The sequence below is a fragment of the Dyella humi genome (assembly GCF_044904605.1).
GTDB lineage: Bacteria > Pseudomonadota > Gammaproteobacteria > Xanthomonadales > Rhodanobacteraceae > Dyella_B > Dyella_B humi.
This window is the reverse complement of record NZ_JADIKI010000021.1, coordinates 703978-728711: the sequence shown is the minus strand read 5'-3', so window position 1 is coordinate 728711 and position 24734 is coordinate 703978. Positions and strand designations below refer to the sequence as shown.

Genomic DNA, 24734 nt, shown 5'->3' with positions numbered 1-24734 from the left:
CCTCAGTCGACCGCGACTTCACTCAACAGGGTGCGCGCCAGCGTTTCGCCGCTGGCACCGCGCGACGCCACCAGACGATGTGCGGCGAGCGGAACGAACAGCGCCTGCAGATCTTCCGGTAGCACGTGACCGCGATCGCTAAGCATCGCCCATGCGCGCGCCGCAGCTAGCAGGGAAAGGCCGGCGCGCGGCGAGAGCCCCACGCGAACGTCGGGATGCCGGCGGCTAGCTGCCAGCAACGCCTGCAGATAATCGAGCAGCGCAGGACTGGCGGTAATGGTTTTCGATTGTCGGTTCAAAGCTGCAAGGCTGGCAGCGTCCAGTTGCGGCGTGAGGTGCGAGAGCAGGTCGCGTCGGTCGCTGCCGGTGAGCAGTTCGCGCTCGGCGCTGGCATCGGGGTAATCGAGCGACACGCGCAGCATGAAGCGATCGAGCTGCGAATCAGGCAGCGGGAAGGTGCCGGCGAGGTCCAACGGATTCTGCGTGGCGACGACGAAGAACGGATCGGGCAGGGCATGCGTCTGACCGTCCACGGTGACCTGTCGTTCGGCCATCGCTTCCAGCAGCGCGCTTTGCGTTTTCGGCGTGGCGCGGTTGATTTCATCCGCCAGCAGCAGGCCGGCGAACACCGGGCCGGGATGAAAGCGGAACTGTCCGGTCTCGCGCTCGTACATGCTGACCCCGATAATGTCGGAAGGCAGCAGGTCGCTGGTGAACTGCACACGCTGGAATTCCAGCGCAAAACTTGCCGCCAGCGCATGCGCCAGCGTGGTCTTGCCGACACCGGGTACGTCTTCCAGCAGCAAATGGCCGCCTGCGATCAGGCAGGTAAATGCCAGCTTGACCTGACGTGCCTTGCCGAGCAGCACCTTGTTGACTTGAGCAATGGCGGCATGCAGACGCTTTTGCAGGTTTTCATCACGAAGCGGGGTGATGGCTGACATGATTTTGTGGAAGCCGGGGACAGATAGGGAGGGCGACGCCAGTGTAGTCGCCAGCATCGCGCGCTGGCGAGCGGCGTTCGTCACGGTATTCCTGTGTCTGTTCGTGGTGAAGCTGGTGCTTGCCTCGACCGTCCAGCCGTTCGGTGATGAAGCGTTCTACTGGCAGGAAAGCCGCCATCCTGCTTGGGGCTACAGCGACCTGCCGCCGGCCACTGCCTGGCTGATCTGGCTAGGCGAGAGCGTGGCCGGGCATGGTTTGTTGGGTATGCGCTGGCCGTTTCTGTTGCTGGGCAGCGCGCTGCCTTGGCTGTTGGTACTGTTCGGTCGTCGTGCTTTCGATGCACGCACGGGCTGGCAGGCCGGTCTGCTTTGCCTGTGCCTGCCGCTGGCGGGCAGCCTCGGTGTGATGGCGATGCCGGACGTGCCGCTCACCACGGCCGGCGCGCTTGCCATGTTCGCGCTGCTGCGTGCGATGGACGAAAACCGCCTGCGTGACTGGCTGCTGCTTGGCGTGGCGCTCGCGTTCTGCTGGATGAGCCACTATCGCGCGGCGATGTTCATGCTGGCGGCCTTGTTGCTGTTTGTGCTGACACCGAGCGGCCGTACCCAGTGGCGGCGTCCGGGCCTCTGGTTGGCAATGGTGGTCGCAGCGCTGGGTCTGTTGCCATTGGTGATCTCCAACTGGCAGCAGCATGGTGCGGGCATCGCTTTTCAATTGATCGAACGCAATCCTTGGCGTTTTCATGCTGACGCCCTGGTGCAACCGCTGGAGCAGGCGGTGACTTGCACACCGCTGTTGTATGCGTGCCTGTTATGGGCGGCCTGGCAATGCTGGCGTCGACGTGACGAAGGCGGTCCGTGGGATGTGATCGCCTTGCTGTCCCTCACCTTTATCGCGGTGTATTTCGTTGCGGGGCTGTTTGCCGACAACCAGCGCTTTCGCGTGCACTGGCCGTTGCCTGGCTATTTGCCCTTGCTGGCTGCGGTGCCTGCACTGTTGCATCGAATGGACGGCGTGCGCGTGTGGCGCATGTTGGCGGTGTGGGGCGCCGCGCTCGCGTTGATGGCGCAAATCGCAGGATTGATCTATCTGGGGCTCGCTGCGTATCCACGCACGGCACAGTGGCTCGGTGCAGCGCGTGTTGTGCCGATGGCCTTTGTCGGCTGGAAAGAAAGTGCGGATATCGCAAAAACGCAGCTCATTACGCAGCCAGCGCTGCTGGTGGCGGACAACTTCATGATGGCCGCTGAACTCGATTTTCAGTTCGACGGGAAGCGCGAGATCTACACGCTCGATAATCCGCTCAATGTGAAATACGGACGTGCGCCGCAGGTGGCGATATGGGGAATGGACGAAACGGCGCTTCGCCGGATGCATCCCAGCGAGTCGATTTTGCTGGTCGTCGATGAATACGCAGCGCGTGGACGTGAGCGTGCCGCGTGGCTGGGTTCGCTGTGTGCACGCATCGAAACTTTGCAGCCCGTGCAGCGCTTGAGTTTGTTCGACGAGCGCAAGAGCGTTGCGTTTTATCGTGGTCAGGTAGCGCGTAAAACGTCAGCGGGTCCACGCAACCCGGATGATTGTGTCGCGTGGCGCGATTACTTGGCTGCTTCGAAGGAGTAGGTTGAAGTAAGCGATGCCCGTTAGGGCACGTTGAGTCCCGCCTCGCGCAGCAATTGCGCCAGTGCAATCAACGGCAAGCCGATCAACGCAGTCGGATCGCTGTTCTCGATGCGCTCGAACAGACTGATGCCCAGCCCTTCGCACTTGAAGCTGCCTGCGCAATCCAGCGGTTGTTCGTGCTCGATATAGCGGGTGATTTCATCCGGCTGTAGAGGGCGGAAATGCACTCGCGTGAGATCGAGGTGGGTATGCTGCTGTCCGCTGCGCGTATCGAACACGCACAGCGCCGTGTGGAACGACACCGCGCGGCCGGAGCCGGCGCTTAGCTGTGCGTGGGCGCGTTCGACGGAGCCGGGCTTTTCCAACAGCAGGCCATCGAGTTCAGCGACCTGGTCCGAGCCGATCACCAGCGCGTCGGCCAGCCCGGTGCCGGCATCGGTGGCCTTGGCGATGGCCAGGCGCATGGCGCGTTCGGCGGGTGCCTCGGCCGGCAGTTCGGCTTCGATGGTGCCTGGCGCGCGCTGCTCGAAATCCAGGCCCAGCCGGCTCATCAGTTCGGCGCGGTAACGGGAGGTGGAGCCAAGCACCAGCCGGCGTTGGGCCGTCACGATTGCGAATCCTGGCGAATGTGCTCGCGCATGGCGGCGTCCAGGTCGTTCTGCGCCTCGCCCAGTGCCTCCAGCAGAGGGCGTAGGCGGTCGCGGGTCTGGCCCATGGCCCTGTTAGCGGCGTCCAGCTCGCTTTGAGTGGCAGTGGGGGCGTGGTCGCGGATCCAGATGCGCTGCAGCAGCAGGGCGCGCAGACCCGCGTCCACTGCGTTGGACGCCTCCTGCTCGCTGGCGGCAGGCAGGTCCGGGTTCATGGACATCACGGCATGGGCCTGCTTGAGTTTGCTTCGGCACGACTTCAGATCGGCCTCCACCCGGTCGGCCAGCTCCAGGAGGCGATTGAGGCTGGCGTTGCGCCGGTTCATTCTCCGCAGCACGAAGACGCCAATCAGGGCGATAGCCAGTAGCACGAACAGGGCGGCCAAGCCGAGCGTAAGATAGGTATCCAAGGGGTAGTCGGCGGCGGCTTAAGACGGCAGCAGTCTGCCGCATACGCCCGGCCCAGGCAAAGGCGTGGTCCCGGCGCCGTGACGTGCTGCGCGGTTGACTTAACCTCCCGGGAAACATACTATTTCCCGGTTATGTCCGCGACACTGCCAGAGTCCGTGGACGCTTGGCGCATGGTTTCCGCGCGGCGTTCGTTCCAGGGGTCACTGCCCATCGCCGCAATGCCTCGTCTCTGCGAAGCACTGGCGGATGATGCAGGTTTGGCCCAGTACCAGCTCGACTTCGGTCGAGACGAGTTTGGCACGGCCTATGTCGACGTTCGCGTTCAGGCGCCCTTGTGGCTGCTCTGTCAGCGATCGCTCGAACCGTTCGTCATGCCTGTCACGGTGGAAAGCCGTCTGGGCCTGATCCGTTTCGAACGCGAGGAGGCCGCGCTTCCCGCAGGATGCGAGCCGCTGCTGATCGCCGAGGACGACAAGCTGAATCCGATCGATGTGATCGAGGACGAACTGCTGTTGGCGCTGCCGCTGGTGCCGGTTAATCCGGACAGCGCACTGCCCGAAGAAATAACGCGCCCGCCGGCGGAAGAGGTTCCCGCCGTAGAGCGTCCCGATAACCCGTTCGCCGTGTTGCGCGAACTCAAGAACAAAACGATTTAGCTGGAGAGACCATCATGGCCGTTCAAAAGAGCCGCAAGACCCCGTCCACCCGCGGCATGCGTCGCTCGCACGACAAGCTGAGCACCGTGCAGTTGGCGACCGATCCGACCAGCGGTGAAGTGCATCGTCGTCACCACGTGACCGCCGATGGCTATTACCGCGGCAAGAAAGTGATCGAGACCAACGTTGCGGTGGTGGAAGAAGACTGATCTAAGCGGAACCTTTTGGTTTCGTCAGGCAAGCGGCGCGGCGACGCGCCGCTTTGCGTTCTTGCGATGCGTTGCCGCCGGCGGCTATTGAACCCGCCGTCACGGCAACGTAACGTTGCGGTCTTGGTGTTTGGATCACCCGCCCATCGAGCGGATGGCATCAAGCACCTTCGCCCGCTGATGGATACTCAATGACCCAGATCTACGCCCGCATCGTCGGCACCGGCAGCGCCTTGCCGGAGCGTGTTCTTACCAATGCCGATCTCGAGAAATTCGTCGACACCAGCGATGAATGGATTCGCGAACGCACCGGCATTCGCCAGCGCCATGTCGTTGCGGACGGGGAAACCACCGGGGATCTCGCCACGCTCGCCGCGCAGCGCGCCCTCGATGCCGCTGGCGTCAAGGCGTCGGAACTGGATCTGATCGTACTGGGCACCACCACGCCCGACCTCATTTTTCCCTCCACGGCCTGTCTCGTGCAGCACCGTATCGGTGCCAACGGTTGCGCGGCATTCGATGTGAATGCGGCGTGCTCCGGTTTTGTCTATGCGCTGGGCGTGGCGGACAAGTTCATTCGCAGCGGCCAGTCGAAGAAAGTGCTGGTGATCGGCGCCGAAACGCTTACCCGCATGGTCTGCTGGGAAGAGCGCGAAACCTGCGTGCTGTTCGGCGATGGCGCTGGCGCCGTGGTGCTGGAAGCGTCCAGCGAGCCGGGTATCTACGCGACCTGTCTGCATGCGGATGGCGGCTACAAGGAACTGCTGTGGAATCCGGTCGGCGTTTCCGTCGGCTTCAGGGATGACGAGCCCAACCACGGCGTGCGCATTCGCATGGCTGGCCGCGAAGTGTTCAAGGTGGCGGTGAAGACGCTCGATTCGCTGGTCGAGGAAACGCTCAAGGCTGGCGGCATGGAAGCTTCGCAACTGGATTGGCTGATTCCACACCAAGCCAATCTGCGCATCATCGAAGCGACGGCGAAGCGTCTGAACATGCCGATGGAGCAGGTGATCGTCACCGTCGACAAGCACGCCAACACCTCCGCCGGCTCCGTGCCACTGGCGCTGGATTTCGCGGTGCGCTCGGGCAAGGTGCAGCGTGGGCAGAACCTGCTGCTGGAAGCGTTCGGCGGCGGCTTCACTTGGGCGTCGGCGTTGTTGCGCTACTGATCGGCTCGGTGCTTCCTGGTCGGATCGAAACTCGGGACGTCCGTTCGGGCGTCCCGATTTCATGTGGCGGCTGCAAAAAATGAAACGCGCTCAAGCTTTTAGCGCGATTGTTATGAATACGGCTGCGCACGGCGCACATTGCTGGCACCATTCGCGGTTTCGTTCGTCATAAGACCTCACGCATGAGTCAGATCGTTCCATCGCTTGCTTTCGTTTTTCCCGGCCAGGGTTCGCAATCGGTCGGTATGCTCGCCGAACTAGCCGCCACGCACGGCGAAGTAAAAGCCACTTTCGATGAAGCCTCGCAAGGCGCGGGCATCGATCTGTGGGCACTCAGCCAGCAAGGTCCCGAAGATCAGCTCAATCGCACCGAAAACACGCAGCCGGCTTTGCTGGCCGCCAGCGTGGCGGTGTGGCGCGTGTGGCAGAAGCTGAGCGGTGCCAAGCCCGCGCAGTTGTCCGGACACAGCCTGGGTGAATACAGCGCGCTGGTGTGCGCTGGTGCCTTGTCGCTGCACGATGCCGCAGCGCTGGTGGCCGAACGCGGTCGTTTGATGCAGGCAGCGATGCCTGCCGGCGTGGGTGCGATGGCCGCCATTCTCGGCGGTGACGACGCGCAGATCGCTGCTGTGTGCGCGGAAGTCGCACAAGGACAGGTGGTGGCGCCGGCCAATTACAACTCGCCCGGCCAGCTTGTCATTGCAGGCCACGTCGAAGCCGTGGATCGCGCGCTGGCGAAGCTTGCCGAACAAGGCGTCAAGAAAGCGGTGAAGCTGGCCGTGTCCGTGCCTTCGCACACGGCGCTGATGCATGAGGCGGCCGACAAGCTGGGCGAGCACATGGCCTCCATCGCGTGGCAGTTGCCGAGCATTCCGGTGGTGCAGAATGCCGACGCACGCGCACATGCCTCGCTCGACGATATTCGCGGCGCTTTGCAGCGTCAGCTCTATTTACCGGTGCGTTGGACCGAGTGCGTGCAGACGCTGGTGGCCGGCGGCGCCACGCGCTTGGCCGAATGCGGCCCGGGCAAGGTGCTGGCAGGCTTGATCAAGCGCATCGACAAAAGTGTTGAAGCGCGCGCTATCGGTACACCGGCAGAACTCGATGCCGTGCGCAGCGAGTGGGTTTGAACTACTTCCCTCTTCGAATCGCTTCATTGAAGGACACTGAAGAATGAGCACACTGCAAGGTGAAATCGCACTGGTCACCGGCGCCAGCCGCGGCATCGGCGCCGCGATCGCAGATGAGCTAGCTGCCATGGGCGCCACCGTCATCGGCACGGCCACCACGGAAGCCGGCGCTGAGGCCATCGAAGCACGGCTCGCCCCGCACGGTGGTCACGGGCGTGTACTCAACGTAACCGATGCGGCGTCCGTGGATGCGCTGATCGACGACATCACCAAGCAACACGGCGCCGTGTCGATCCTGGTCAACAACGCCGGTATTACGCGCGATCAACTGCTGATGCGCATGCGCGATGAAGACTGGCAGGCAATTTTGGATACCAACCTCACTTCGGTCTATCGTCTGTCCAAGGCCGTGATGCGCGGCATGATGAAGGCGCGCAAGGGCCGCATCATTTCCATCGCATCGGTGATCGGTCTCACTGGCAATCCGGGCCAGTCCAACTACGCGGCGGCGAAGGCCGGCATCATCGCTTTCTCCAAATCGCTGGCGCGCGAGATCGGTTCGCGCAGCATCACCGTCAATGTGGTGGCGCCGGGCTTCATCGATACCGACATGACCCGCGGCTTGCCGGAAGAGTCCAAGCAGGCCCTGCTGGGCCAGATCGCACTGGGCCGGTTCGGCGAGGCCAGCGACATCGCCAAGGCGGTAGGCTTCCTGGCTTCGCCCGCGGCCGCCTATATCACCGGCGAGACTTTGCACGTGAATGGCGGCATGTACATGCCCTGAGTGAGTTAGGCCGGGCTTGAAAAGGCTTTGGCCGGCACAAGCTCCCATCGGACGGTTGGTTGTCCTGTTTGAAACCCGCAAGTCCGATGGAAGCCAGTTGCAACGAGAAAGTCGTCACGGGGCTCGATTTGCGCGACAATCGTCGCCTTCGCGCCGCAAGTACCCGCGGCGGCTTGTATTCCTGGCATAATTGGCGGCTTCGCGGCTTAGCCACTACAATGCCGCAGACTTTGCCGGCGGAAACCCGGCAAACGGACTAATTTCCCCTTGGGAGGCAAAGGCAACATGAGCACCATCGAAGAACGCGTCAAGAAAATCGTCGTCGAGCAGCTTGGCGTGAAGGAAGACGAGGTCAACCCGAACTCTTCGTTCGTAGACGATCTGGGCGCGGATTCGCTGGACACGGTTGAACTGGTGATGGCGCTCGAAGAGGAATTCGAAACCGAGATTCCCGACGAGGAAGCCGAGAAGATCACCACCGTGCAGCAGGCCGTTGATTACATCAAGGCCCATACCAAGGAACAGTGATCTGCGTGGTGGGACGAGGCACACGCGTCCCATGCATCCACGTAGTGATATCGGAAGCTGCGCCATCTCGGCGCAGTTTTCGTTTCTGCAATTTGCAACGTCCGATCCCGTATGGTGTGCAGGATCGGCGCGCATCGCGATGAACGGAAAGTAGCCTCGCGGCCGAGCTTTCCCGAACCAGCTAGGAATTCGATCCATGAGCAAACGACGTGTGGTAGTTACCGGCATGGGCATCATCTCGCCGGTCGGCAACGACATCGCCACCGCCTGGAACAACATCCTCAAGGGCGTCAGCGGCATTGGTCCGGTCACGCACTTTGATGCCACGGCCTATGCCACGCGCATTGCCGGCCAGGTACGCGACTTCGATCCCGCGCAATGGATGCCGCCGAAGGACATCAAGAAAATGGATCCGTTCATCCATTACGGCGTCGCCGCAGGCACTCAGGCCCTGCGTGATTCCGGGCTGGAAGTGACGGAAGCCAATGCACCGCGCATCGGCGTGGCGGTGGGCGCCGGCATCGGCGGTCTCAATACCATCGAGGACACCTCGATCGATCTGCACGAGAAAGGCCCGCGCCGCGTGTCGCCGTTCTTTGTGCCTAGCTCCATCATCAACATGGTGTCAGGCAACCTGTCGATCATGTTCGGCCTGAAAGGCCCGAACATCGCCTGTGTTACCGCCTGCACTACCGGCGCGCACAACATCGGCCTGGCCGCGCGCATGATCCAGTACGGCGATGCCGACGTGATGGTCGCCGGCGGCGCCGAGTTCGCCACCACCGGCACCGCCATGGCAGGTTTCTGCTCAGCCAAGGCCATGTCCACCCGCAACGACGAGCCCACCAAGGCGAGCCGTCCGTGGGATAAGGATCGTGACGGCTTTGTGCTGTCCGACGGCGCTGGCGTGCTGGTGCTGGAGGAATACGAGCACGCCAAGGCGCGCGGCGCGAAGATCTACGCCGAGCTGGTTGGTTTCGGTATGAGCGGCGACGCCTACCACATCACTGCGCCTAGCGAGGGCGGCGAAGGTGCGGCGCGGTGCATGGTTGCGGCACTGCGTGACGGCAACATCAATCCTACCGACGTGCAGTACATCAACGCGCATGGCACCTCCACGCCGCTGGGCGACCTCGGCGAAGTGCTGGCAGCCAAGAGCGTGTTCGGCGATCACGCCTACAAGCTGGCGATGAGTTCGACCAAGTCCACCACAGGCCACCTGCTGGGTGCCGCGGGCGGCGTCGAAGCGATCTTCTCCATCCTCGCCATGCGCGACCAGGTGCTGCCGCCCACGATCAACCTGGACGAGCCAAGCGAAGGCTGCGACCTGGATTTCGTGCCGAACACCGCGCGCGAGGCGAAGATCGATATCGTGATTTCCAACTCGTTCGGCTTCGGTGGAACCAACGGTACGCTTGCCTTCCGTCGCATCTAGTGCATTGCGTTACTCGTAACCTTGCCGGCCGGCGCGATCTGCTCGCGCCGGCCGCTGCATTTCCGAAGCGCTATCCCGCGCTGCTGGAAAGCGTGACGCGCACCAGTGCGCATGCGCGCTACGACATCCTGTTCGCATTCCCCCAATCCACGCTCACCCTCATGTCCGACGGCTTGGTACATGAGTCCGATGGACGCACGCACACCGGTCGCTTCCTCGATGCACTCGATGCCGCCTGGCGCGTGGAACGTGTGCCGCAAGGTACCGATGATGGGTTGCCGTTCCACGGCGGCTGGGTGCTGTTGCTTGCGTATGAACTTGCCGCGGAAGTCGAGCCAACGCTTCGCCTGCATCGTTCGGACATCCTACCGGTCGCACTGGCGGTGCGCTGCCCGGCCGCGATCATCGTCGACCATCTGCATGAACGCACCATCCTGATCGCCGAAGCGGAGCAGGCTGGGGTGCTTGATGCGATGGAAGCCGATCTCGCTGCCATGCCCAACATCGCTCCGCTCCCGGTTCCGGCGGCGATCGAAGAAGATGCGCCCTCCCGATTTCTCGATGGCGTAGCGCGCATTCACGAGCACTTGCATGCGGGCGATGTGTTCCAGGCCAATCTTTCGCGTGCGTGGCACGCGCGCTTCGACGAAGCGCCCTCCGCGGCCAGTCTGTATGCCGCTTTGCGTCGTGCTAATCCCGCACCGTTCGCCGGATTGCTACAGCAGAAGGATTGGGCGGTCGTCAGTTCTTCGCCGGAACGTTTGATTGAAGTGCGTCGCGGCATGGCGCAGACGCGTCCCATCGCCGGCACACGGCCGCGCGTGGCGGGAGATGACGACCTCGCGCGCATTCGCGAACTCACCGCGCATCCCAAGGAGCGCGCTGAGCACGTGATGCTGATCGACCTGGAGCGCAACGATCTCGGCCGCGTGTGCAAGCCCGGCTCGGTGGAAGTGAACGAGTTGATGGTGGTGGAAAGCTACGCGCACGTGCATCACATCGTGTCCAACGTACGTGGCCGTTTGCGCGAAGGCGTCACGCCGGGGCAGGTGATTGCGGCGACCTTTCCCGGCGGCACCATTACCGGTTGTCCCAAGGTGCGCTGCATGGAGATCATTGCCATGCTGGAGGACGCGCCGCGCGGCGCCTATACCGGCGCGCTGGGCTATCTCGATCGCAACGGCGATCTCGATCTGAACATCCTCATCCGCACGCTGACCTTGCACGGTAATGAAGTGAGCCTGCGTGCGGGTGCCGGCATCGTGGCCGATTCGGATGCGGCGAAAGAACTGGACGAAACGCGCGCCAAGGCACGCGGTATGTTGCGAGCGCTAGGAGTGGCCGGCTGATGATGCTGGTCAACGGCCAGCCGAGTGAAAGCATCTCAGCGCTCGATCGTGGGCTGAGCTACGGCGACGGCTTGTTCGAAACGATCCGCTTTGAGCGCGACGCGGCACCGCTATGGAACAGGCATATGCAGCGTCTCGCCCTCGGCTGCGAGCGATTGCGCCTGCCGATGCCGAATAGGGCATTGCTTTGGCAGGAGGCACAACAAGTCGGCGCCACCCTGTTGCGGTTCGTGTTGCGCATCACCTTGACGCGTGGCGTGGGCGAACGCGGTTATGCGCCACCGGCTGTCGTTGTACCAACACGTATCGTCGCGGCATTTCCGCTGCCCGCATTGCCTGAATCGCTATATGCCGATGGCATCCGCTTGCATCGTTGCCAAACCACGCTAGCCGATCAGCCATTGCTGGCCGGCATCAAACATCTCAATCGCCTCGAGCAAGTGCTGGCACGCGCTGAGTGGAACGATCCGGCGATCGGCGAAGGGCTGGTCTGCGATCGTCATGGCAATGTCATTTCGGCCACCGCTGCCAATCTCTTCGCCGTCATCGACGGCGTGCCGGTGACACCGGCGGTGGATCGTTGCGGCGTGGCCGGGGTGGCTCGTGCGGCCATGCTCGATGCTTTTCCGCATTGCCAAGTGCGTGATCTTCCACACGACGAAGCCTTGCGTGCCTCCGAGCTCTTCCTCAGCTCCAGCGTTCGCGGCATCCTGCCTGTTCAGGCCGTGGGCGATACCGTGTACGCTCCCGGTCCGGTCGTCCGCGCTATGCAGCAGCATTGGCGTGCGTTGGGTTTCCCGATGGAGCAGGCATGATACGAGGCAGTACACAACTGGGACGCGTGCGGTGGCGTCTGCTGCTGTTGATTCTGTTGCTTGCATTCGTCGCCGCTGCCGGATGGTTCTGGCGCGACTTCATCCGCTTTGCGGTGACCCCGCTACGCATCAGCGCCACGGGCGAAAGTGTCGACATCGAGCGCGGCACCAGCTTCAAGGACATCGTGCATCAGTTGCGCGCGCAAGGCCTTACCACTTCCGCGCCGTTTTACTGGCGGCTATTGGCCGAGCGGATGCATGTGGCAGGTCGCCTGCACGCTGGCGAATACGCGATCACTCCCGGCATTACTCCAGAGCAACTGCTCACGAGCATGGCGCAGGGCAAGGTACTGCAGCGTGACGTCACCATCGTTGATGGATGGACCTTCCATGATGTGCTGCAAGCATTGGCCAAGGCGGACAGGCTGAAACACGAAACCACGGGTCTCGATGACGCTGCCATCATGCAGAAGATCGGCGCGCCTGGTGAAAAACCGGAAGGACGCTTCCTGCCGGAAACCTACGCCTACGTAAAAGGTGACAGCGATCTGGACGTGCTGCGCCGCGCGCACGAAGCCATGACCAAGACGCTGGCGGCGCTATGGGCGCAACGCGATCCCAGTCTGCCGCTGGCCACCTCGTACGATGCACTGATCCTGGCCTCCATCATCGAGAAGGAAACCGGCCGCGCTGAAGAGCGTCCACGCATCTCAGGTGTCTTCATCCGTCGCTTGCAGAAGAATATGTTGCTGCAGACTGATCCGACGGTGATCTACGGCATGGGCGCCAGTTACACGGGCAACATCCACAAGAGCGATCTGACCACCGACACACCCTACAACACCTATACGCGGCCCGGCCTGCCGCCCACGCCCATTGCCATGCCAGGTAAGCCGGCGATCGAAGCGGCGCTGCATCCGGCGCCGGGCGATGCGCTGTACTTCGTATCGCGAGGTGACGGCACGCACGTGTTCGCCAGTACGCTGGACGAACAGAATCGCAACGTCGCCTGCTATCAGTTGAAGCACTGCCGATGAGCGAGCGTGGACGTTTCATTTCCCTAGAAGGCGGCGAAGGCGCGGGCAAGAGCACCTTGCTCGCCGGCTTGCACGCGCATCTGCTGCAGCAAGGCGTGACGCTGCTACAAGTACGCGAACCGGGTGGCACGCCGTTGGGCGAAGCGATCCGATCGATCGTGCTCGATCCGGCGCATTCGGCAATCAGTGCGGAAAGCGAACTGTTGCTGATGTTTGCATCGCGCGCGCAACTGGTGCGCGAACGCATCCAGCCCGCGCTGGAAGCAGGGCAGTGGGTGTTGTGCGATCGCTACGTGGATGCCAGTTATGCCTACCAAGGCGGTGGTCGCGGGCAGCCGGTCGAACGCATTGCCGAATTGGAACGCTGGGCGTGCGCGGGTCTGAAACCGGATCTCACGTTGCTGCTCGATCTGCCGGTGTCGACCGGCCGTGCGCGTGCTGCCGGCCGCGGTGCCGCAGATCGCATTGAAGTGGAAGCGGACGTGTTCTTCGAGCGTGTGCGTAACGCTTACCGCGAACGCGCGAATGCCGAGCCGCGACGCTTCCGCGTGATCGACGCCAGCCAGCCACCGGAGCAGGTACTTGAGACGGCGATCGCGGCCACGGAACATCTGTTCGAGGCAAGCCGATGAGCATTCCGTCCTGGCACGTCGATCTTTGGGCGCGCTTGCAGGCGCGCCGCCAACGCGGTGCCTTGCCGCATGCATTATTGCTGTGCGGTCCGCAGGGGTTGGGCAAGCGTGATTTTATGCGGCGCTTCGTGCGCGGGTTGCTGTGCCAGCATCCGCACGATGGCGATGCCTGCGGCACCTGCCGTAGCTGTCTACTGCTCGACGCGGGCACGCATCCGGACTACGTGGCCTTGAGTTACGGCCTGCGCAAGGACGGCGTGCAGCGTTCGGACATCGTGGTCGATCAGGTTCGCGAGCTCTCCGCGCGCTTATGTACGGCCAGCCAGTTCGGCGGCTGGCAGATTGCCAGCATCGATCCGGCCGATGCGATGAATACCGCGGCGGCGAACGCGTTGCTGAAAACGCTCGAAGAACCCGCTACGCAAACCATGCTGATCCTGGTGGCCGACGCACCGTGGCGCATGCCGGCAACCATTCGCAGCCGCTGCCAGCGCATCGATTTCCAGTTGCCAAAACCGGAAGAAGCGTTGGCCTGGTTGCAGCAAGTCGGCGTGCGCGATGCGCAGGCTGCATTGGCCGCGGCGGGCGGCAATCCCGGGCTTGCGCAAATCTGGGCGAAAGAGGACGCGCTCACGCAGCGACAGGAAGTGCGCAAGGATCTCGCCGCGTTGGCCTCCGGCCGCGGCGATGCGCTGGCGATGGGCAAGCGCTGGCTTGATGACGCGCCCGAACAGCGCCTGTGGTTCGCGGCGCAAGCGGTGGCCGATGAAATGCGTGCGCGTGCCACCGCGCAAGCCGCTCCGCTTGCCAGCACGCTCGACGGCGAAAACCTGATGGCGTGGTACGACGCCGTCAATCGCACACGCGAGGCGCTGCGCGGTCCGCTGCGGGGAGATCTGCTGCTGCTGGAGCTCTTGGGGCGCTGGCGCTAATGCATCCATGGTCGGTGTCCGCGCAGACCCGCTTGCTAGTGGTCGCGCCGCATCCGGATGATGAGACGCTGGGTTGCGGGCTGCTGTTGCAACAGGTGCTGGCCGCGGGCGGTGAGGTCCGCATCATTCTGATGACGGATGGTGATAACAACCCTTGGCCGCAGCGCTACCTGGAGCGGCGGCTGGTCATCGACGAGGTCGCGCGCAAGCGTTGGGGCACTCGGCGCCGTGACGAAGTGATGCACGCGCTGGAACAACTGAGTGTGCCGGCGGCTGCGCTGCATCCCCTCGGCTGGCATGACATGGAAGTGACAGATCGCCTGCGCGACGACCTTGACGGTTCGATCGCGGCGATACGTTCAGTACTTGAAGCGTTCCGGCCCAACCTCGTCTGCGGTCCGGCCTTGCGGGACAGCCATCCCGATCATGGTGCCGCGCACGTGCTGTGCCGACTCGCGCTGGCCGGCATGGAACCTGCTCCTGCGCTGCTTGCTTATCCGGTGCATGGCACCTCCGATGTGCTGGCTTATCGGCTATCGACTGGCGCCACATCGGAACAGCGGGAGCGCAAGCTGCAGGCACTGGCCGAACACCGCAGCCAGATGGCCTTGAGCGGAAGACGCATGCACCGCCTGGCGCTTAGTCCCGAACGATATATGCAAGTTGATGCCGGAGCAGGGGATGCGCGGCTGCCCTGGCGCCCGCCGGCAGCTTTGCGGCGCTGGCTGCGTCTGCTGGTGGCGTCGCCGGCCGGAGTTCGCGACTGGCCTTGGCTGGAGGCGCCCGTGGTATGCGAGGCCGGTGGCGCGTTTCGGCTGCAGGTGCCGGAGGCGAGTCCGGTTTTCGTGAAGCTCCATTTGGATTGGCCGTCGCCGTGGATCTTCGATCATTGGGGATGGTGGGAAATCGAAACCCAGTAACGGTGCCAGTTTTAGCGCTTACTACCTCGGAGTGAGCGACAACCCAAGTTCTCGGGGAGCAGCTTGCGCACCCCAGCTCTCACTTTGACAAACGCGTCTTTGCACCCAAAGAGCGGCATGGTTAGGATGTACTACCACCTTTCGCCGACAGCGCTGCACGACAGGAGTAGGCATGAACCCGGTCGCCGCCCGCCAGGGCATCATCTCGCTGAAATTCAAGGACACGGCGTCGCTCTACAACGCGTACATGCCGTTCCTGAAGCACGGAGGCCTGTTCGCGCCCACCGCACAGCGCTATTCGTTAGGCGATGAGGTAGTGCTGCTGATCAGCCTGATCGACGAAAGCGAGCGCCTATCGGTGGCCGGCAAGGTCGTGTGGATCACACCGATCGGTGCGCAAGGCAACCGCACCGCCGGCATCGGCGTGCAATTCAATGACTCGTCGGACGGTGAGGCAGCGCGTGGCCGCATCGAGGCCTTGCTTGCCGGCGTGCTCAACTCCGAGCGCGCCACGCAGACCATGTAGCGATCGTTCGGGCGCGGTACCGCGACACGCGCCGAGAAGTCGCTGTGGGCAGGCCGGATCATACGTCTGCCCGGAGTTATTGAACGTTTGATCCGCGAATTGAACGTTTCGCACACAAACTTTATTGCAAGAAATATCCCATGGTGCGCCACACAAGGCTTGTCGGCGTACCCGTGCCCACTGATACAATGTCGTGATTCTCGGGCCTGTCCCGAGGATCCGAGCGCCTGCACTGCATCTCACACAGAGCTGGACAGCCCGCCGAATCAAACTTCCGGACCGTTTGCCCCGACGGTCGCTGATGCACTCAAAGGGTGCGGAGGTCAGTTACATCGTGCTTGCCGAATATTGGCCCGTTCTCTTGTTCCTCGGCGTTGCCAGCGGACTGGGCATCGCCCTCCTCATCATCGGCCTGCTGGCCGGTCCCCGTCGTCCGGAGTCGGAGAAGCTTTCCCCGTACGAATGCGGCTTCGAGGCCTTCGAGGATGCGCGCATGCAGTTCGACGTGCGCTACTACCTCCTCGCCATCCTCTTCATCATTTTCGATCTGGAAATCGCCTTCCTCTTTCCTTGGGCGGTGGTGTTCCAGCACATCGGCATCGTTGCGCTGATTGAAATGGCGCTGTTCCTGTTGCTGCTGGTGGTCGGTTTTGCCTACGTATGGAAGAAGGGAGCACTGGAATGGGAGTGATCTCCGCCATTGACCGGGTGATGCACAACCCGCAGCCGTTGAACCTGGTGGACGATATCCTGCGTCCGGCCGGCGACAACCCCGTCATCCAGCGCGGTGCAGTCACCACGACGGTCGATGCCTTGATGAACTGGGCGCGCACTGGTTCGATGTGGCCGATGACGTTCGGCCTCGCCTGCTGCGCGGTGGAAATGATGCATGCCGGTGCCGCGCGCCTGGACCTGGATCGCTACGGCGTGGTGTTCCGCCCGAGTCCGCGTCAGTCCGACGTGATGATCGTGGCCGGCACGCTGGTCAACAAGATGGCCCCCGCGTTGCGCAAGGTCTATGACCAGATGCCCGATCCGAAGTGGGTCATTTCCATGGGCAGCTGCGCAAACGGCGGCGGCTATTACCACTATTCCTATTCAGTCGTACGCGGCTGCGACCGCATTGTGCCGGTGGACATCTACGTGCCGGGCTGTCCGCCCACGGCCGAGGCGTTGATCCACGGCATCCTGCAGTTGCAGAAGAAAATCCGTCGTACCAGCACCATCGCGCGTTCCTAAAAGGCGCAGTCAGTCATGAGCGATACGCAAACGAACTCGCTGGCCGAGCGGCTTGCCGCGCGATTCGGCGATCTGCTGAAAATCAGCGTGGCGAACGGTCAGACCACGGCGGAAGTGGATGCCGCGCACCTACTGTCCGTGGCGACGTCGTTGCGCGACGAGCCCGGTTTCCGCTTCAGCGAAGCGGTCGACCTATGCGGCGTGGATTACCTCAGCTACGGCCAAACCGAGTGGGATACCACTGACGTGTCCGGCAACGGCTTCTCGCGCGGTGTGGAAGGTGAGGCGCAAGGTCGCTTTACATGGGCCGATCGTCCGCGCAACGTGTCGATTCCCAAGCGCTACGCCTCGGTGTTCCACCTGTTGTCGATCGAATTCAATCAGCGCCTGCGCGTACGTGTGTTCTGCGACGACAACGACCTGCCCGTAGTGCCCTCACTGGTGCACATCTGGCCGGGTCTGAACTGGTTCGAGCGCGAGTCGTTCGACCTGTTCGGCATCATTTACGACGGCCATCCGGATCTGCGCCGCATCCTTACCGACTACGGTTTCGTCGGCCATCCGTTCCGCAAGGATTTTCCGCTGATCGGCAACGTGGAAGTGCGTTACGACCCCGAGCAGAAGCGCGTGATCTACGAACCTGTGTCGATCGAACCGCGCGTGCTGGTGCCGCGCGTGATCCGCGATGACGCCGATCTGATTCAAGCGAAGGCGGAAGCCGCCGACCATTGGCGGGAGAACTGAGCATGGCCGCGCAAGAAATTCGCAATTACACGATGAACTTCGGTCCGCAGCATCCTGCCGCGCACGGTGTGCTGCGTCTGGTGCTGGAAATGGATGGTGAAACGATCGTCCGTGCCGATCCACACGTCGGTCTGCTCCATCGCGGTACCGAAAAACTGGCCGAATCCAAGCCGTTCAACCAATCGATCGGCTACATGGATCGTCTCGACTACGTGTCGATGATGTGCAACGAGCACGCTTATGTGCGCGCCATCGAAACCCTGCTGGGCATCGAGGCGCCGGAGCGCGCGCAGTACATCCGCACCATGTTCGACGAGATCACCCGCATCTTGAACCACCTGATGTGGGTAGGTTCGAACGCGCTCGACCTCGGCGCGATGGCGGTGTTCCTGTACGCCTTCCGCGAGCGCGAAGAGCTAATGGACTGCTACGAAGCCGTTTCCGGCGCGCGCATGCACGCTACTTACTATCGTCCGGGTGGTGTCTATCGCGATCTGCCGGGCAAGATGTCCCAGTACCGCGAATCGCCGTGGCACAAGGGCAAGGATCTCAGCCGCCTCAACGCGTGGCGCGAAGGCTCCATGCTCGACTACCTTGACGCCTTCACCGCCGACTTCCCCAAGAAGGTCGACGAATACGAAGAGCTGCTCACCAACAACCGCATCTGGAAACAGCGCACCGTCGGTATTGGCGTGGTATCGCCGGAACTGGCCCAGCAGTGGGGCATGACCGGCGCGATGCTGCGCGGCTCCGGCATCGCCTGGGATCTGCGCAAGAAGCAGCCCTATGCGAAGTACGCCGATGTGGATTTCGACATCCCGGTCGGCGTCAACGGCGACTGCTACGACCGCTACCTGGTGCGCGTGGAAGAAATGCGCCAGTCCAACCGCATCATCAAGCAATGCGTGGACTGGCTGCGCGCCAATCCCGGTCCGGTGATGGTGGAGAACTTCAAGGTCGCGCCGCCCAAGCGCGAGGCCATGAAGGAAGACATGGAAGCGCTGATCCACCACTTCAAGCTGTTCACCGAAGGCTACGGCGTGCCGGCCGGCGAAACCTACACCGCGGTGGAAGCGCCGAAGGGCGAATTCGGCTGCTACCTGATCTCCGATGGTGCCAACAAGCCTTTCCGCGTGCATTTGCGCGCGCCGGGCTTCGCGCATCTCTCGTCGATGGACACCATCGTGCGCGGCCACATGCTGGCCGACGCGGTGGCTGTCATCGGTACCTATGACCTCGTGTTCGGCGAAGTCGACCGCTGAGCCCGGAGGATATGCACACATGAAAGCCACCGGAAATTACGAGCAGGTCAAACACCTCGATCCGCTCGTCGTGCTCACCGAGCACACGCGTCATCACATCGATCATTGGCTGGGCAAGTTCCCGCCGGATCGCAAGCGCTCGGCGCTGATCCAGGCGTTGTTCGCCGCGCAGGAACAGAACCACGGTTACCTTACCGACGAGCTGATCACCGCCGTCGCCAAGTACATCGACGTACCGGCGGTGTGGGCGTACGAAGTGGCCAGCTTCTACTCGATGCTGGAAACAAAACCCGTCGGCCGCAACAACGTCGCGATCTGCACCAACATCTCCTGCTGGCTCAACGGCGCCGAAGACATCGCGCGCCATTGCGAGAAGAAGCTGGGCATCAAACTGGGCGAAAGCACGCCAGACGGGCGTGTCTATCTCAAGCAGGAAGAAGAATGCATTGCCGCGTGCGTGTATGCGCCGGCGATGACGATCAATGGTCATTACCACGAGCGTCTCACGATCGAAAAGGTCGATGAACTGCTCGACGGTTTGAAATAAGGGCAGGGCAATGGCAGTCGGACCCGCACCCCAAGAGCATCAGGTCGTCTACACCACGCTGCATTTCGACAAGCCGTGGTCGATGGACAGCTATTTGCAGGTGGATGGCTATAAGGCGTGGAAAAAAATCCTCGCCGAGAAGCCTGATCCCGCCTCGATCGTCGACGTCGTCAAGAACAGCAATCTGCGCGGCCGCGGCGGCGCGGGCTTTCCGACCGGTTTGAAGTGGTCCTTCATGCCGAAGGGCGCCATGCAGAAGTACATCCTCTGCAATTCCGACGAGTCGGAACCCGGCACCGCGAAAGACCGCGACATCCTGCGCTTTAACCCGCATTCGGTGATCGAAGGCCTGGCGATCGCCTGCTACGCCACCGGCTCCACCGTGGCTTACAACTACCTGCGGGGCGAATTCCATCACGAGCCCTTCGAGCACTTCGAAGAGGCATTGAAGGAAGCGTATGAAGCCGGCCTGCTCGGTAAGAACATCCAAGGCACCGGCATCGACGTGGACATCTACGGCGCGCTGGGCGCCGGTGCCTACATCTGCGGTGAAGAAACCGCGCTGATGGAATCGCTGGAAGGCAAGAAAGGCCAGCCGCGCTTCAAGCCGCCGTTCCCGGCCAACTTCGGCTTGTACGGCAAACCGACCACGATTAACAACACTGAAACCTATGCCTCGGTGCCGGCGATCCTGCGCAACGGCGCCGACTGGTTCTTGAACCTTGGCAAGCCGAACAACGGCGGCCCGAAGATCTTTTCGGTGTCCGGCCACGTCAACAAGCCGGGCAACTTCGAGATCCGTCTCGGTACATCGTTCAAGGATCTGCTCGAGATGGCCGGTGGCGTGCGCAACGGCAACAAGCTGAAGGCGGTGATTCCCGGCGGCTCCTCGATGAAGGTGCTGCCTGCCGACATGATGATGGAATGCACCATGGACTACGACAGCCTGCAGAAGGCCGGTTCGGGTCTGGGTTCGGGCGCCGTGATCGTGATGGACGACACCACCTGCATGGTGAAGGCCTGCCATCGCATCTCGCGCTTCTACTTCAAGGAATCCTGCGGCCAGTGCACGCCGTGCCGTGAAGGTACCGGCTGGATGTATCGCGTGCTGTCGCGCATCGTGGAAGGCAAGGGCACGCAGGACGACCTGCATCGTCTGAAGGCCGTCGCGGGCCAGATTGAGGGCCACACCATCTGCGCATTCGGCGAAGCCGCGGCGTGGCCGGTGCAGGGCTTCCTGCATCACTTCTGGCATGAATTCGAATACTACGTGCAGCACGGTCGCTCGATGACCGACGATCGTCTCGCCGAAACCCGTGGAGTTGCTGCATGAGTGCGCAGCCAGCCAATACCGCACCTGACCTCGTCAACATCGAGATCGATGGCAAGCCCACGCAGATCCGCAAGGGCGCGATGATCATCGAGGCAGCCGACAACATCGGCGTCGCGATTCCGCGCTTCTGCTATCACCGCAAGCTGCCCATCGCCGCCAACTGCCGCATGTGCCTGGTGGACGTGGAAATGGGCGGCCGTCCCATGCCCAAGCCGCAGCCGGCCTGCGCCACGCCGGTGGCCGAAGGCATGAAGGTCACCACGCGTTCCGAAAAAGCGCTGAAGTTCCAGCGCGACGTGATGGAATTCCTGCTGATCAACCATCCGCTCGACTGCCCGATCTGCGATCAGGGCGGTGAGTGCGAGCTGCAGGACGTCGCGCTCGGCTACGGCCGCAGCGTGTCGCGCTACAACGAACGCAAGCGCACTATTGCTGACGAGAACCTCGGCTCGCTGGTCGCCACCGAGATGACCCGCTGCATCCAGTGCACGCGCTGTGTGCGCTTCACCAGCGAGATCGCCGGCACGTACGAACTCGGTGGCATGAGCCGCGGTGAGAACCTGCAGATCGGTACTTACATCGGCAAGGCGCTGGAAACCGAACTGTCCGGCAACGTCATCGACGTATGCCCGGTGGGCGCGCTCACCAACAAGCCGTTCCAGTTCAAGGCGCGCGCCTGGGAACTGATCGCCAAGCCGTCCGTCGCTTACCACGATGCGCTAGGCGCCAACCTGTGGCTGCACACTCGCCGCGGCGAAGTGCTGCGTACGGTGCCGCGCGACAATGAAGCGGTTAACGAATGCTGGCTATCCGACCGTGACCGCTACAGTCATGAAGGCCTGTATGCTGCCGATCGCGTGCATGCGCCCGAAGTGAAGCGCAACGGCCAGTGGCAGACCACCACCTGGGAAGACGCGCTCGCCGTTGCCGTCGAAGCGCTGAAGAGCGTGCCGGGTAGTGATCTGGGTGTGCTAGTGCATCCAGCCACGACGAGCGAAGAGGGGGATATGCTGGTGCGTCTGGCGCAGGGCCTGGGCAGTGCGCACATCGATCATCGCCTCCGCCAGCTCGACTTCGCCGACAATGCCGTGGCGCAGACTTTCGCCATGCCGGTCGCGAACGTGGACAAGGTTAAGGCGGCGCTGCTGGTCGGTTCCGACCTGCGTTACGAAATGCCGTTGCTCAACCACCGCATCCATCAGGCGGTGAAGAAGGGCGCAAAGGTCTACGCAGTCAATCCGGCCGAGTTCAACTTCAACTACAACCTCGCTGGCGAAGCTGTCGTGCCGCCGCACTACCTGGTCGATTCGCTGCTGGTGCTTGCCAAGGCCGCGATCGAAGCGGGCGCCACACAGCCGGACTTCATCTCGGGCGAATCGCTGGCGCCGTTGCAGGTCACCGACAAGGCTCGTGAGGCGGTGGCTTCGTTGAAGTCCGGTCAGTCCGTGATCATTCTCGGCGAAGCGGCCGTTACCCATCCGCAGGCATCGTGGCTACGCGCCGTCGCGCGCTTCATCGCCGAAGCGACCGGTGCGGCCTGTAACGAATTGCCGGTGGGTGCCAATGCTGTGGGCCTGACGAAGGCCGGTGTGCTGCCGGGCAACGGCGGTTTGAATGCACAGACTATGCTGGCGCAGCCGCGCAAGGCCTACCTGCTGTACGGCCTGGAATTTCCGTACGACTTCGCCGACGGCGCGGCGATTACCAACGCTTTGAGCGGTGCACAGCACATCGTTGCTTTCAGCGCGTTCGCCAACGCAGCGCTGCGCGAAGTGGCGGACGTAATCCTGCCGATCGGCCTGTTGCCGGAAATTGAAGGCACGCTGGTGAACGTCGACGGCTTGCTGCAGCGTGTGGAAGCGGGCGCCAAGGCGCCGGCCGATGCACGCGCGGGCTGGAAAGTGCTGCGTGCACTCGGTGGCCTGATGAAGCTGCCCGGTTTCGAGTTCGACGACATCGGCGGTCTGCGCGAAGGCATGGTCGAGCGCAAGGCAACGACGTCGCAAGGCTTGGTCGAGCGCAAGCCGGTGCAGGGCCTTAGTCGCCTCGCCACCTGGCCGATCTATCGCAGCGATGCAGTGGTCCGCCGTGCGACTTCGCTGCAGGCGCATCCGCTCAATCATGAGTCGGCCGTGCGTTTGAACGCGAACGAAGCGCAGCGTCAGGGATTGATTGCGGGCGACAAGGTCAAGCTCGCGAACGCGGTCCTGCCGCTGGTCATCGATGTTACGGTGCCCGATGGCGCCGTGTGGATCGAGGCCGCCCACGATCAGACTGCGACGCTGCCGCCGTATGGCGCGGCCATCACCTTGAGCAAGGCGTAACCCATGGCCGATCAACTCATCAATCAGCTTTTCTGGCCGCTCATCTACACCCTTTGCGTCGTACTGCCGTTGGTCATCACGGTGGCGATGTACGTGTGGTGGGAGCGCAAGGTGCTCGGCTGGATGCACGTCCGCATGGGGCCCAACAAGGTAGGGCCGTTCGGTTTGCTGCAGGCCTTCGCCGACGTGACGAAGCTGCTGATCAAGGAAGTGATTCTTCCCACCAATGCGAATAGGGTGCTGTACTACCTCGCACCGCTTATCGCATTGGTACCGGCTCTCGCCGCCTGGGTGGTGATTCCCTTCAGCGACAAGCTGGCGCTGTCCAACGCCAACGCAGGTCTGTTGTACCTGCTGGCGATGACCTCGCTGGGTGTGTACGGCATCATTCTGGCCGGTTGGGCCTCGAACTCGCGCTACGCGCTGCTTGGCGCGATGCGTTCCGCGGCGCAGGTGATCTCGTACGAACTGGCCATGGGCTTGTGCCTGGTGTGCGTGCTGGTGCTGTCCGGCAGCCTGAACCTCACCGACATCGTCAATGCGCAGGCCGGCCACAAGGGTCTCTTCGACTGGTTCATGTGGCCGCTGCTGCCGGTGTTCGTCGTCTACTTCATCTCGGGTGTGGCCGAAACCAACCGCGCGCCGTTCGACGTGGCCGAAGGTGAATCGGAAATCGTGGCAGGCTTCCACGTAGAGTATTCGGGTTCGGCGTTCGCGCTGTTCTTTCTGGCCGAATACGCCAACATGATCTTGGTCAGCTTCCTGGCCGCGATCCTGTTCTGGGGCGGTTGGCTGAGCCCGATTCCGGCCGCCGTGCCGGTGCTGGGGCATCCGAGCATCCTGTGGCTGTTCGCCAAGGTATTTGTATTCGCGACCATGTTCCTGTGGTTCCGTGCCACCTTCCCGCGCTATCGCTATGACCAGATCATGCGACTGGGCTGGAAGGTGTTCATTCCCATCGCCATCGTCTGGGTACTCGTTGCCGGCTGCATGAAGTACTACGGCCTGGTCCACATCGGCACGGGAGGCTGAGGAAAAGCCATGTCTCGCGTTACCAACTACTTCAAGAGCCTGCTGCTCATCGAATTGTTCCAGGGCATGGCGGTGACGTTTCGGTACCTGTTCAGTCCGAAATACACGATGCGCTACCCAATGGAGCACATTCCCAAGTCCAACCGCTTTCGCGGCCTGCATGCGCTGCGCCGTTACGCCAACGGCGAGGAACGCTGCATCGCATGCAAGCTGTGCGAGGCGGTGTGCCCGGCGCTGGCGATCACGATCGACTCCGCGCCGCGCGCCAGCGACGGCCAGCGCCGCACCACGCGCTACGACATCGACCTGTTCAAGTGCATTTACTGCGGCTTCTGCGAGGAAAGCTGCCCAGTAGACTCGATCGTCGAGACGCACATCCACGAATACCACTTCGAACATCGCGGTGAGAACGTGGTGACCAAGCCGCAGCTGCTGGCCATCGGCGACCGCTTCGAAGCGGAGATCGCGGCGGCCCGCGCTCAAGACGCGGCCTATCGCTGAGGAC

The 24734-nt window shown here is 62.6% G+C and carries 27 protein-coding genes; 24 read left to right on the top strand and 3 right to left on the bottom strand.

Features of this window, described 5'->3' with window-relative positions:
* Positions 1 to 2: 2 nt before the first annotated feature.
* Positions 3 to 944: an AAA family ATPase gene (locus ISP18_RS03845; RefSeq protein ID WP_380017180.1), complete on the bottom strand. Its 942-nt coding sequence runs from the start codon at positions 942 to 944 to the stop codon at positions 3 to 5.
* On the opposite strand from ISP18_RS03845, the gene ISP18_RS03840 reads away from it, so the two are divergent.
* Entirely contained in the window at positions 934 to 2568 is a 1635-nt protein-coding gene (locus ISP18_RS03840) for an ArnT family glycosyltransferase (RefSeq protein WP_380017178.1), read from the top strand. The two genes, ISP18_RS03845 and ISP18_RS03840, sit on opposite strands and share 11 nt — an antisense overlap.
* 20 nt (positions 2569 to 2588) lie before the next feature.
* On the opposite strand, the gene ISP18_RS03835 is transcribed toward ISP18_RS03840, so the two are convergent.
* Both ISP18_RS03835 and ISP18_RS03830 read right to left on the bottom strand, forming a co-directional pair.
* Entirely contained in the window at positions 2589 to 3176 is a 588-nt protein-coding gene (locus ISP18_RS03835) for a Maf family protein (RefSeq protein ID WP_380017176.1), read from the bottom strand.
* A complete protein-coding gene (locus ISP18_RS03830) occupies positions 3173 to 3625 on the bottom strand; it encodes a hypothetical protein (RefSeq protein WP_380017174.1) in 453 nt (150 codons plus the stop codon). Before ISP18_RS03830 ends, ISP18_RS03835 begins: the two co-directional genes overlap by 4 nt.
* Positions 3626 to 3796: 171 nt before the next feature.
* On the opposite strand from ISP18_RS03830, the gene ISP18_RS03825 reads away from it, so the two are divergent.
* From ISP18_RS03825 to nuoI, 23 genes are all read left to right on the top strand, one after another.
* Positions 3797 to 4282 carry a YceD family protein gene (locus ISP18_RS03825; RefSeq protein WP_380017172.1) on the top strand — a complete coding sequence of 162 codons (486 nt, stop codon included), beginning with the start codon at positions 3797 to 3799 and terminating at the stop codon, positions 4280 to 4282.
* Between the two features lie 14 nt (positions 4283 to 4296).
* Positions 4297 to 4491 carry a 50S ribosomal protein L32 gene (gene rpmF / locus ISP18_RS03820; protein ID WP_204632397.1) on the top strand — a complete coding sequence of 65 codons (195 nt, stop codon included), beginning with the start codon at positions 4297 to 4299 and terminating at the stop codon, positions 4489 to 4491.
* 191 nt (positions 4492 to 4682) lie between these two features.
* Positions 4683 to 5660 carry a beta-ketoacyl-ACP synthase III gene (locus tag ISP18_RS03815; protein ID WP_380017170.1) on the top strand — a complete coding sequence of 326 codons (978 nt, stop codon included), beginning with the start codon at positions 4683 to 4685 and terminating at the stop codon, positions 5658 to 5660.
* A 182-nt stretch (positions 5661 to 5842) separates the two neighbouring features.
* Positions 5843 to 6790 (top strand): ACP S-malonyltransferase, encoded by a 948-nt coding sequence (fabD, locus tag ISP18_RS03810; RefSeq protein WP_380017168.1) that lies wholly within the window; start codon positions 5843 to 5845, stop codon positions 6788 to 6790.
* Positions 6791 to 6833: 43 nt separating this feature from the next.
* Positions 6834 to 7574, top strand: a complete 741-nt coding sequence (gene fabG, locus ISP18_RS03805; protein ID WP_380017166.1) for a 3-oxoacyl-ACP reductase FabG — start codon at positions 6834 to 6836, stop codon at positions 7572 to 7574.
* Positions 7575 to 7859: 285 nt separating this feature from the next.
* Positions 7860 to 8102 (top strand): acyl carrier protein, encoded by a 243-nt coding sequence (gene acpP, locus ISP18_RS03800; protein WP_380017164.1) that lies wholly within the window; start codon positions 7860 to 7862, stop codon positions 8100 to 8102.
* A gap of 196 nt (positions 8103 to 8298) precedes the next feature.
* The gene (fabF, locus tag ISP18_RS03795) at positions 8299 to 9537 is read left to right on the top strand and encodes a beta-ketoacyl-ACP synthase II (RefSeq protein WP_380017162.1); all 1239 of its coding nucleotides are present in this window, start codon (positions 8299 to 8301) and stop codon (positions 9535 to 9537) included.
* The gene (locus tag ISP18_RS03790) at positions 9537 to 10886 is read left to right on the top strand and encodes an aminodeoxychorismate synthase component I (RefSeq protein WP_380017160.1); all 1350 of its coding nucleotides are present in this window, start codon (positions 9537 to 9539) and stop codon (positions 10884 to 10886) included. Before fabF ends, ISP18_RS03790 begins: the two co-directional genes overlap by 1 nt.
* Entirely contained in the window at positions 10886 to 11701 is an 816-nt protein-coding gene (gene pabC, locus ISP18_RS03785) for an aminodeoxychorismate lyase (RefSeq protein ID WP_380017158.1), read from the top strand. The genes ISP18_RS03790 and pabC overlap by 1 nt, the downstream gene beginning before the upstream one ends.
* A complete protein-coding gene (gene mltG / locus ISP18_RS03780; protein ID WP_380017156.1) occupies positions 11698 to 12738 on the top strand; it encodes an endolytic transglycosylase MltG in 1041 nt (346 codons plus the stop codon). The genes pabC and mltG overlap by 4 nt, the downstream gene beginning before the upstream one ends.
* Positions 12735 to 13370, top strand: coding sequence for a dTMP kinase (gene tmk / locus ISP18_RS03775; protein WP_380017154.1), 636 nt, complete (start codon positions 12735 to 12737; stop codon positions 13368 to 13370). Before mltG ends, tmk begins: the two co-directional genes overlap by 4 nt.
* Positions 13367 to 14302 (top strand): DNA polymerase III subunit delta', encoded by a 936-nt coding sequence (holB, locus tag ISP18_RS03770; protein ID WP_380017152.1) that lies wholly within the window; start codon positions 13367 to 13369, stop codon positions 14300 to 14302. The genes tmk and holB overlap by 4 nt, the downstream gene beginning before the upstream one ends.
* A 14-nt stretch (positions 14303 to 14316) precedes the next feature.
* Positions 14317 to 15222: a PIG-L deacetylase family protein gene (locus tag ISP18_RS03765; protein ID WP_380017150.1), complete on the top strand. Its 906-nt coding sequence runs from the start codon at positions 14317 to 14319 to the stop codon at positions 15220 to 15222.
* A gap of 172 nt (positions 15223 to 15394) precedes the next feature.
* Complete coding sequence (locus ISP18_RS03760; RefSeq protein WP_380017148.1) at positions 15395 to 15748, top strand: PilZ domain-containing protein; 354 nt, start codon at positions 15395 to 15397, stop codon at positions 15746 to 15748.
* Between the two features lie 334 nt (positions 15749 to 16082).
* Complete coding sequence (locus ISP18_RS03755; RefSeq protein ID WP_380017146.1) at positions 16083 to 16439, top strand: NADH-quinone oxidoreductase subunit A; 357 nt, start codon at positions 16083 to 16085, stop codon at positions 16437 to 16439.
* Entirely contained in the window at positions 16430 to 16987 is a 558-nt protein-coding gene (locus ISP18_RS03750; protein WP_380017144.1) for a NuoB/complex I 20 kDa subunit family protein, read from the top strand. Before ISP18_RS03755 ends, ISP18_RS03750 begins: the two co-directional genes overlap by 10 nt.
* Before the next feature lie 15 nt (positions 16988 to 17002).
* On the top strand, positions 17003 to 17731 hold the full coding sequence (locus ISP18_RS03745) for an NADH-quinone oxidoreductase subunit C (protein WP_380017142.1): 729 nt from the start codon (positions 17003 to 17005) through the stop codon (positions 17729 to 17731).
* A gap of 2 nt (positions 17732 to 17733) precedes the next feature.
* The gene (locus tag ISP18_RS03740) at positions 17734 to 18993 is read left to right on the top strand and encodes an NADH-quinone oxidoreductase subunit D (protein ID WP_380017141.1); all 1260 of its coding nucleotides are present in this window, start codon (positions 17734 to 17736) and stop codon (positions 18991 to 18993) included.
* A 19-nt stretch (positions 18994 to 19012) separates the two neighbouring features.
* Complete coding sequence (gene nuoE / locus ISP18_RS03735; protein WP_380017139.1) at positions 19013 to 19540, top strand: NADH-quinone oxidoreductase subunit NuoE; 528 nt, start codon at positions 19013 to 19015, stop codon at positions 19538 to 19540.
* 10 nt (positions 19541 to 19550) lie between these two features.
* Positions 19551 to 20873, top strand: a complete 1323-nt coding sequence (gene nuoF / locus ISP18_RS03730) for an NADH-quinone oxidoreductase subunit NuoF (protein ID WP_380017137.1) — start codon at positions 19551 to 19553, stop codon at positions 20871 to 20873.
* Positions 20870 to 23197: an NADH-quinone oxidoreductase subunit NuoG gene (gene nuoG, locus ISP18_RS03725; protein WP_380017135.1), complete on the top strand. Its 2328-nt coding sequence runs from the start codon at positions 20870 to 20872 to the stop codon at positions 23195 to 23197. The genes nuoF and nuoG overlap by 4 nt, the downstream gene beginning before the upstream one ends.
* A gap of 3 nt (positions 23198 to 23200) precedes the next feature.
* The gene (gene nuoH / locus ISP18_RS03720; RefSeq protein WP_380017133.1) at positions 23201 to 24229 is read left to right on the top strand and encodes an NADH-quinone oxidoreductase subunit NuoH; all 1029 of its coding nucleotides are present in this window, start codon (positions 23201 to 23203) and stop codon (positions 24227 to 24229) included.
* A gap of 9 nt (positions 24230 to 24238) precedes the next feature.
* Entirely contained in the window at positions 24239 to 24730 is a 492-nt protein-coding gene (nuoI, locus tag ISP18_RS03715) for an NADH-quinone oxidoreductase subunit NuoI (protein WP_380017131.1), read from the top strand.
* The last annotated feature ends 4 nt before the right edge of the window (positions 24731 to 24734 follow it).

Bases quoted from the DNA above. Each gene is read 5' to 3' on its own strand.
- ISP18_RS03840 (WP_380017178.1), top strand. From the start codon at position 934: ATGGCTGACATGATTTTGTGGAAGCCGGGGACAGATAGGGAGGGCGAC.
- ISP18_RS03845 (WP_380017180.1), bottom strand. From the start codon at position 944: ATGTCAGCCATCACCCCGCTTCGTGATGAAAACCTGCAAAAGCGTCTG.
- ISP18_RS03825 (WP_380017172.1), top strand. From the start codon at position 3,797: ATGGTTTCCGCGCGGCGTTCGTTCCAGGGGTCACTGCCCATCGCCGCA.
- rpmF (WP_204632397.1), top strand. From the start codon at position 4,297: ATGGCCGTTCAAAAGAGCCGCAAGACCCCGTCCACCCGCGGCATGCGT.
- ISP18_RS03815 (WP_380017170.1), top strand. From the start codon at position 4,683: ATGACCCAGATCTACGCCCGCATCGTCGGCACCGGCAGCGCCTTGCCG.
- fabD (WP_380017168.1), top strand. From the start codon at position 5,843: ATGAGTCAGATCGTTCCATCGCTTGCTTTCGTTTTTCCCGGCCAGGGT.
- fabG (WP_380017166.1), top strand. From the start codon at position 6,834: ATGAGCACACTGCAAGGTGAAATCGCACTGGTCACCGGCGCCAGCCGC.
- acpP (WP_380017164.1), top strand. From the start codon at position 7,860: ATGAGCACCATCGAAGAACGCGTCAAGAAAATCGTCGTCGAGCAGCTT.
- fabF (WP_380017162.1), top strand. From the start codon at position 8,299: ATGAGCAAACGACGTGTGGTAGTTACCGGCATGGGCATCATCTCGCCG.
- pabC (WP_380017158.1), top strand. From the start codon at position 10,886: ATGATGCTGGTCAACGGCCAGCCGAGTGAAAGCATCTCAGCGCTCGAT.
- mltG (WP_380017156.1), top strand. From the start codon at position 11,698: ATGATACGAGGCAGTACACAACTGGGACGCGTGCGGTGGCGTCTGCTG.
- tmk (WP_380017154.1), top strand. From the start codon at position 12,735: ATGAGCGAGCGTGGACGTTTCATTTCCCTAGAAGGCGGCGAAGGCGCG.
- holB (WP_380017152.1), top strand. From the start codon at position 13,367: ATGAGCATTCCGTCCTGGCACGTCGATCTTTGGGCGCGCTTGCAGGCG.
- ISP18_RS03760 (WP_380017148.1), top strand. From the start codon at position 15,395: ATGAACCCGGTCGCCGCCCGCCAGGGCATCATCTCGCTGAAATTCAAG.
- ISP18_RS03750 (WP_380017144.1), top strand. From the start codon at position 16,430: ATGGGAGTGATCTCCGCCATTGACCGGGTGATGCACAACCCGCAGCCG.
- ISP18_RS03745 (WP_380017142.1), top strand. From the start codon at position 17,003: ATGAGCGATACGCAAACGAACTCGCTGGCCGAGCGGCTTGCCGCGCGA.
- ISP18_RS03740 (WP_380017141.1), top strand. From the start codon at position 17,734: ATGGCCGCGCAAGAAATTCGCAATTACACGATGAACTTCGGTCCGCAG.
- nuoE (WP_380017139.1), top strand. From the start codon at position 19,013: ATGAAAGCCACCGGAAATTACGAGCAGGTCAAACACCTCGATCCGCTC.
- nuoF (WP_380017137.1), top strand. From the start codon at position 19,551: ATGGCAGTCGGACCCGCACCCCAAGAGCATCAGGTCGTCTACACCACG.
- nuoG (WP_380017135.1), top strand. From the start codon at position 20,870: ATGAGTGCGCAGCCAGCCAATACCGCACCTGACCTCGTCAACATCGAG.
- nuoH (WP_380017133.1), top strand. From the start codon at position 23,201: ATGGCCGATCAACTCATCAATCAGCTTTTCTGGCCGCTCATCTACACC.
- nuoI (WP_380017131.1), top strand. From the start codon at position 24,239: ATGTCTCGCGTTACCAACTACTTCAAGAGCCTGCTGCTCATCGAATTG.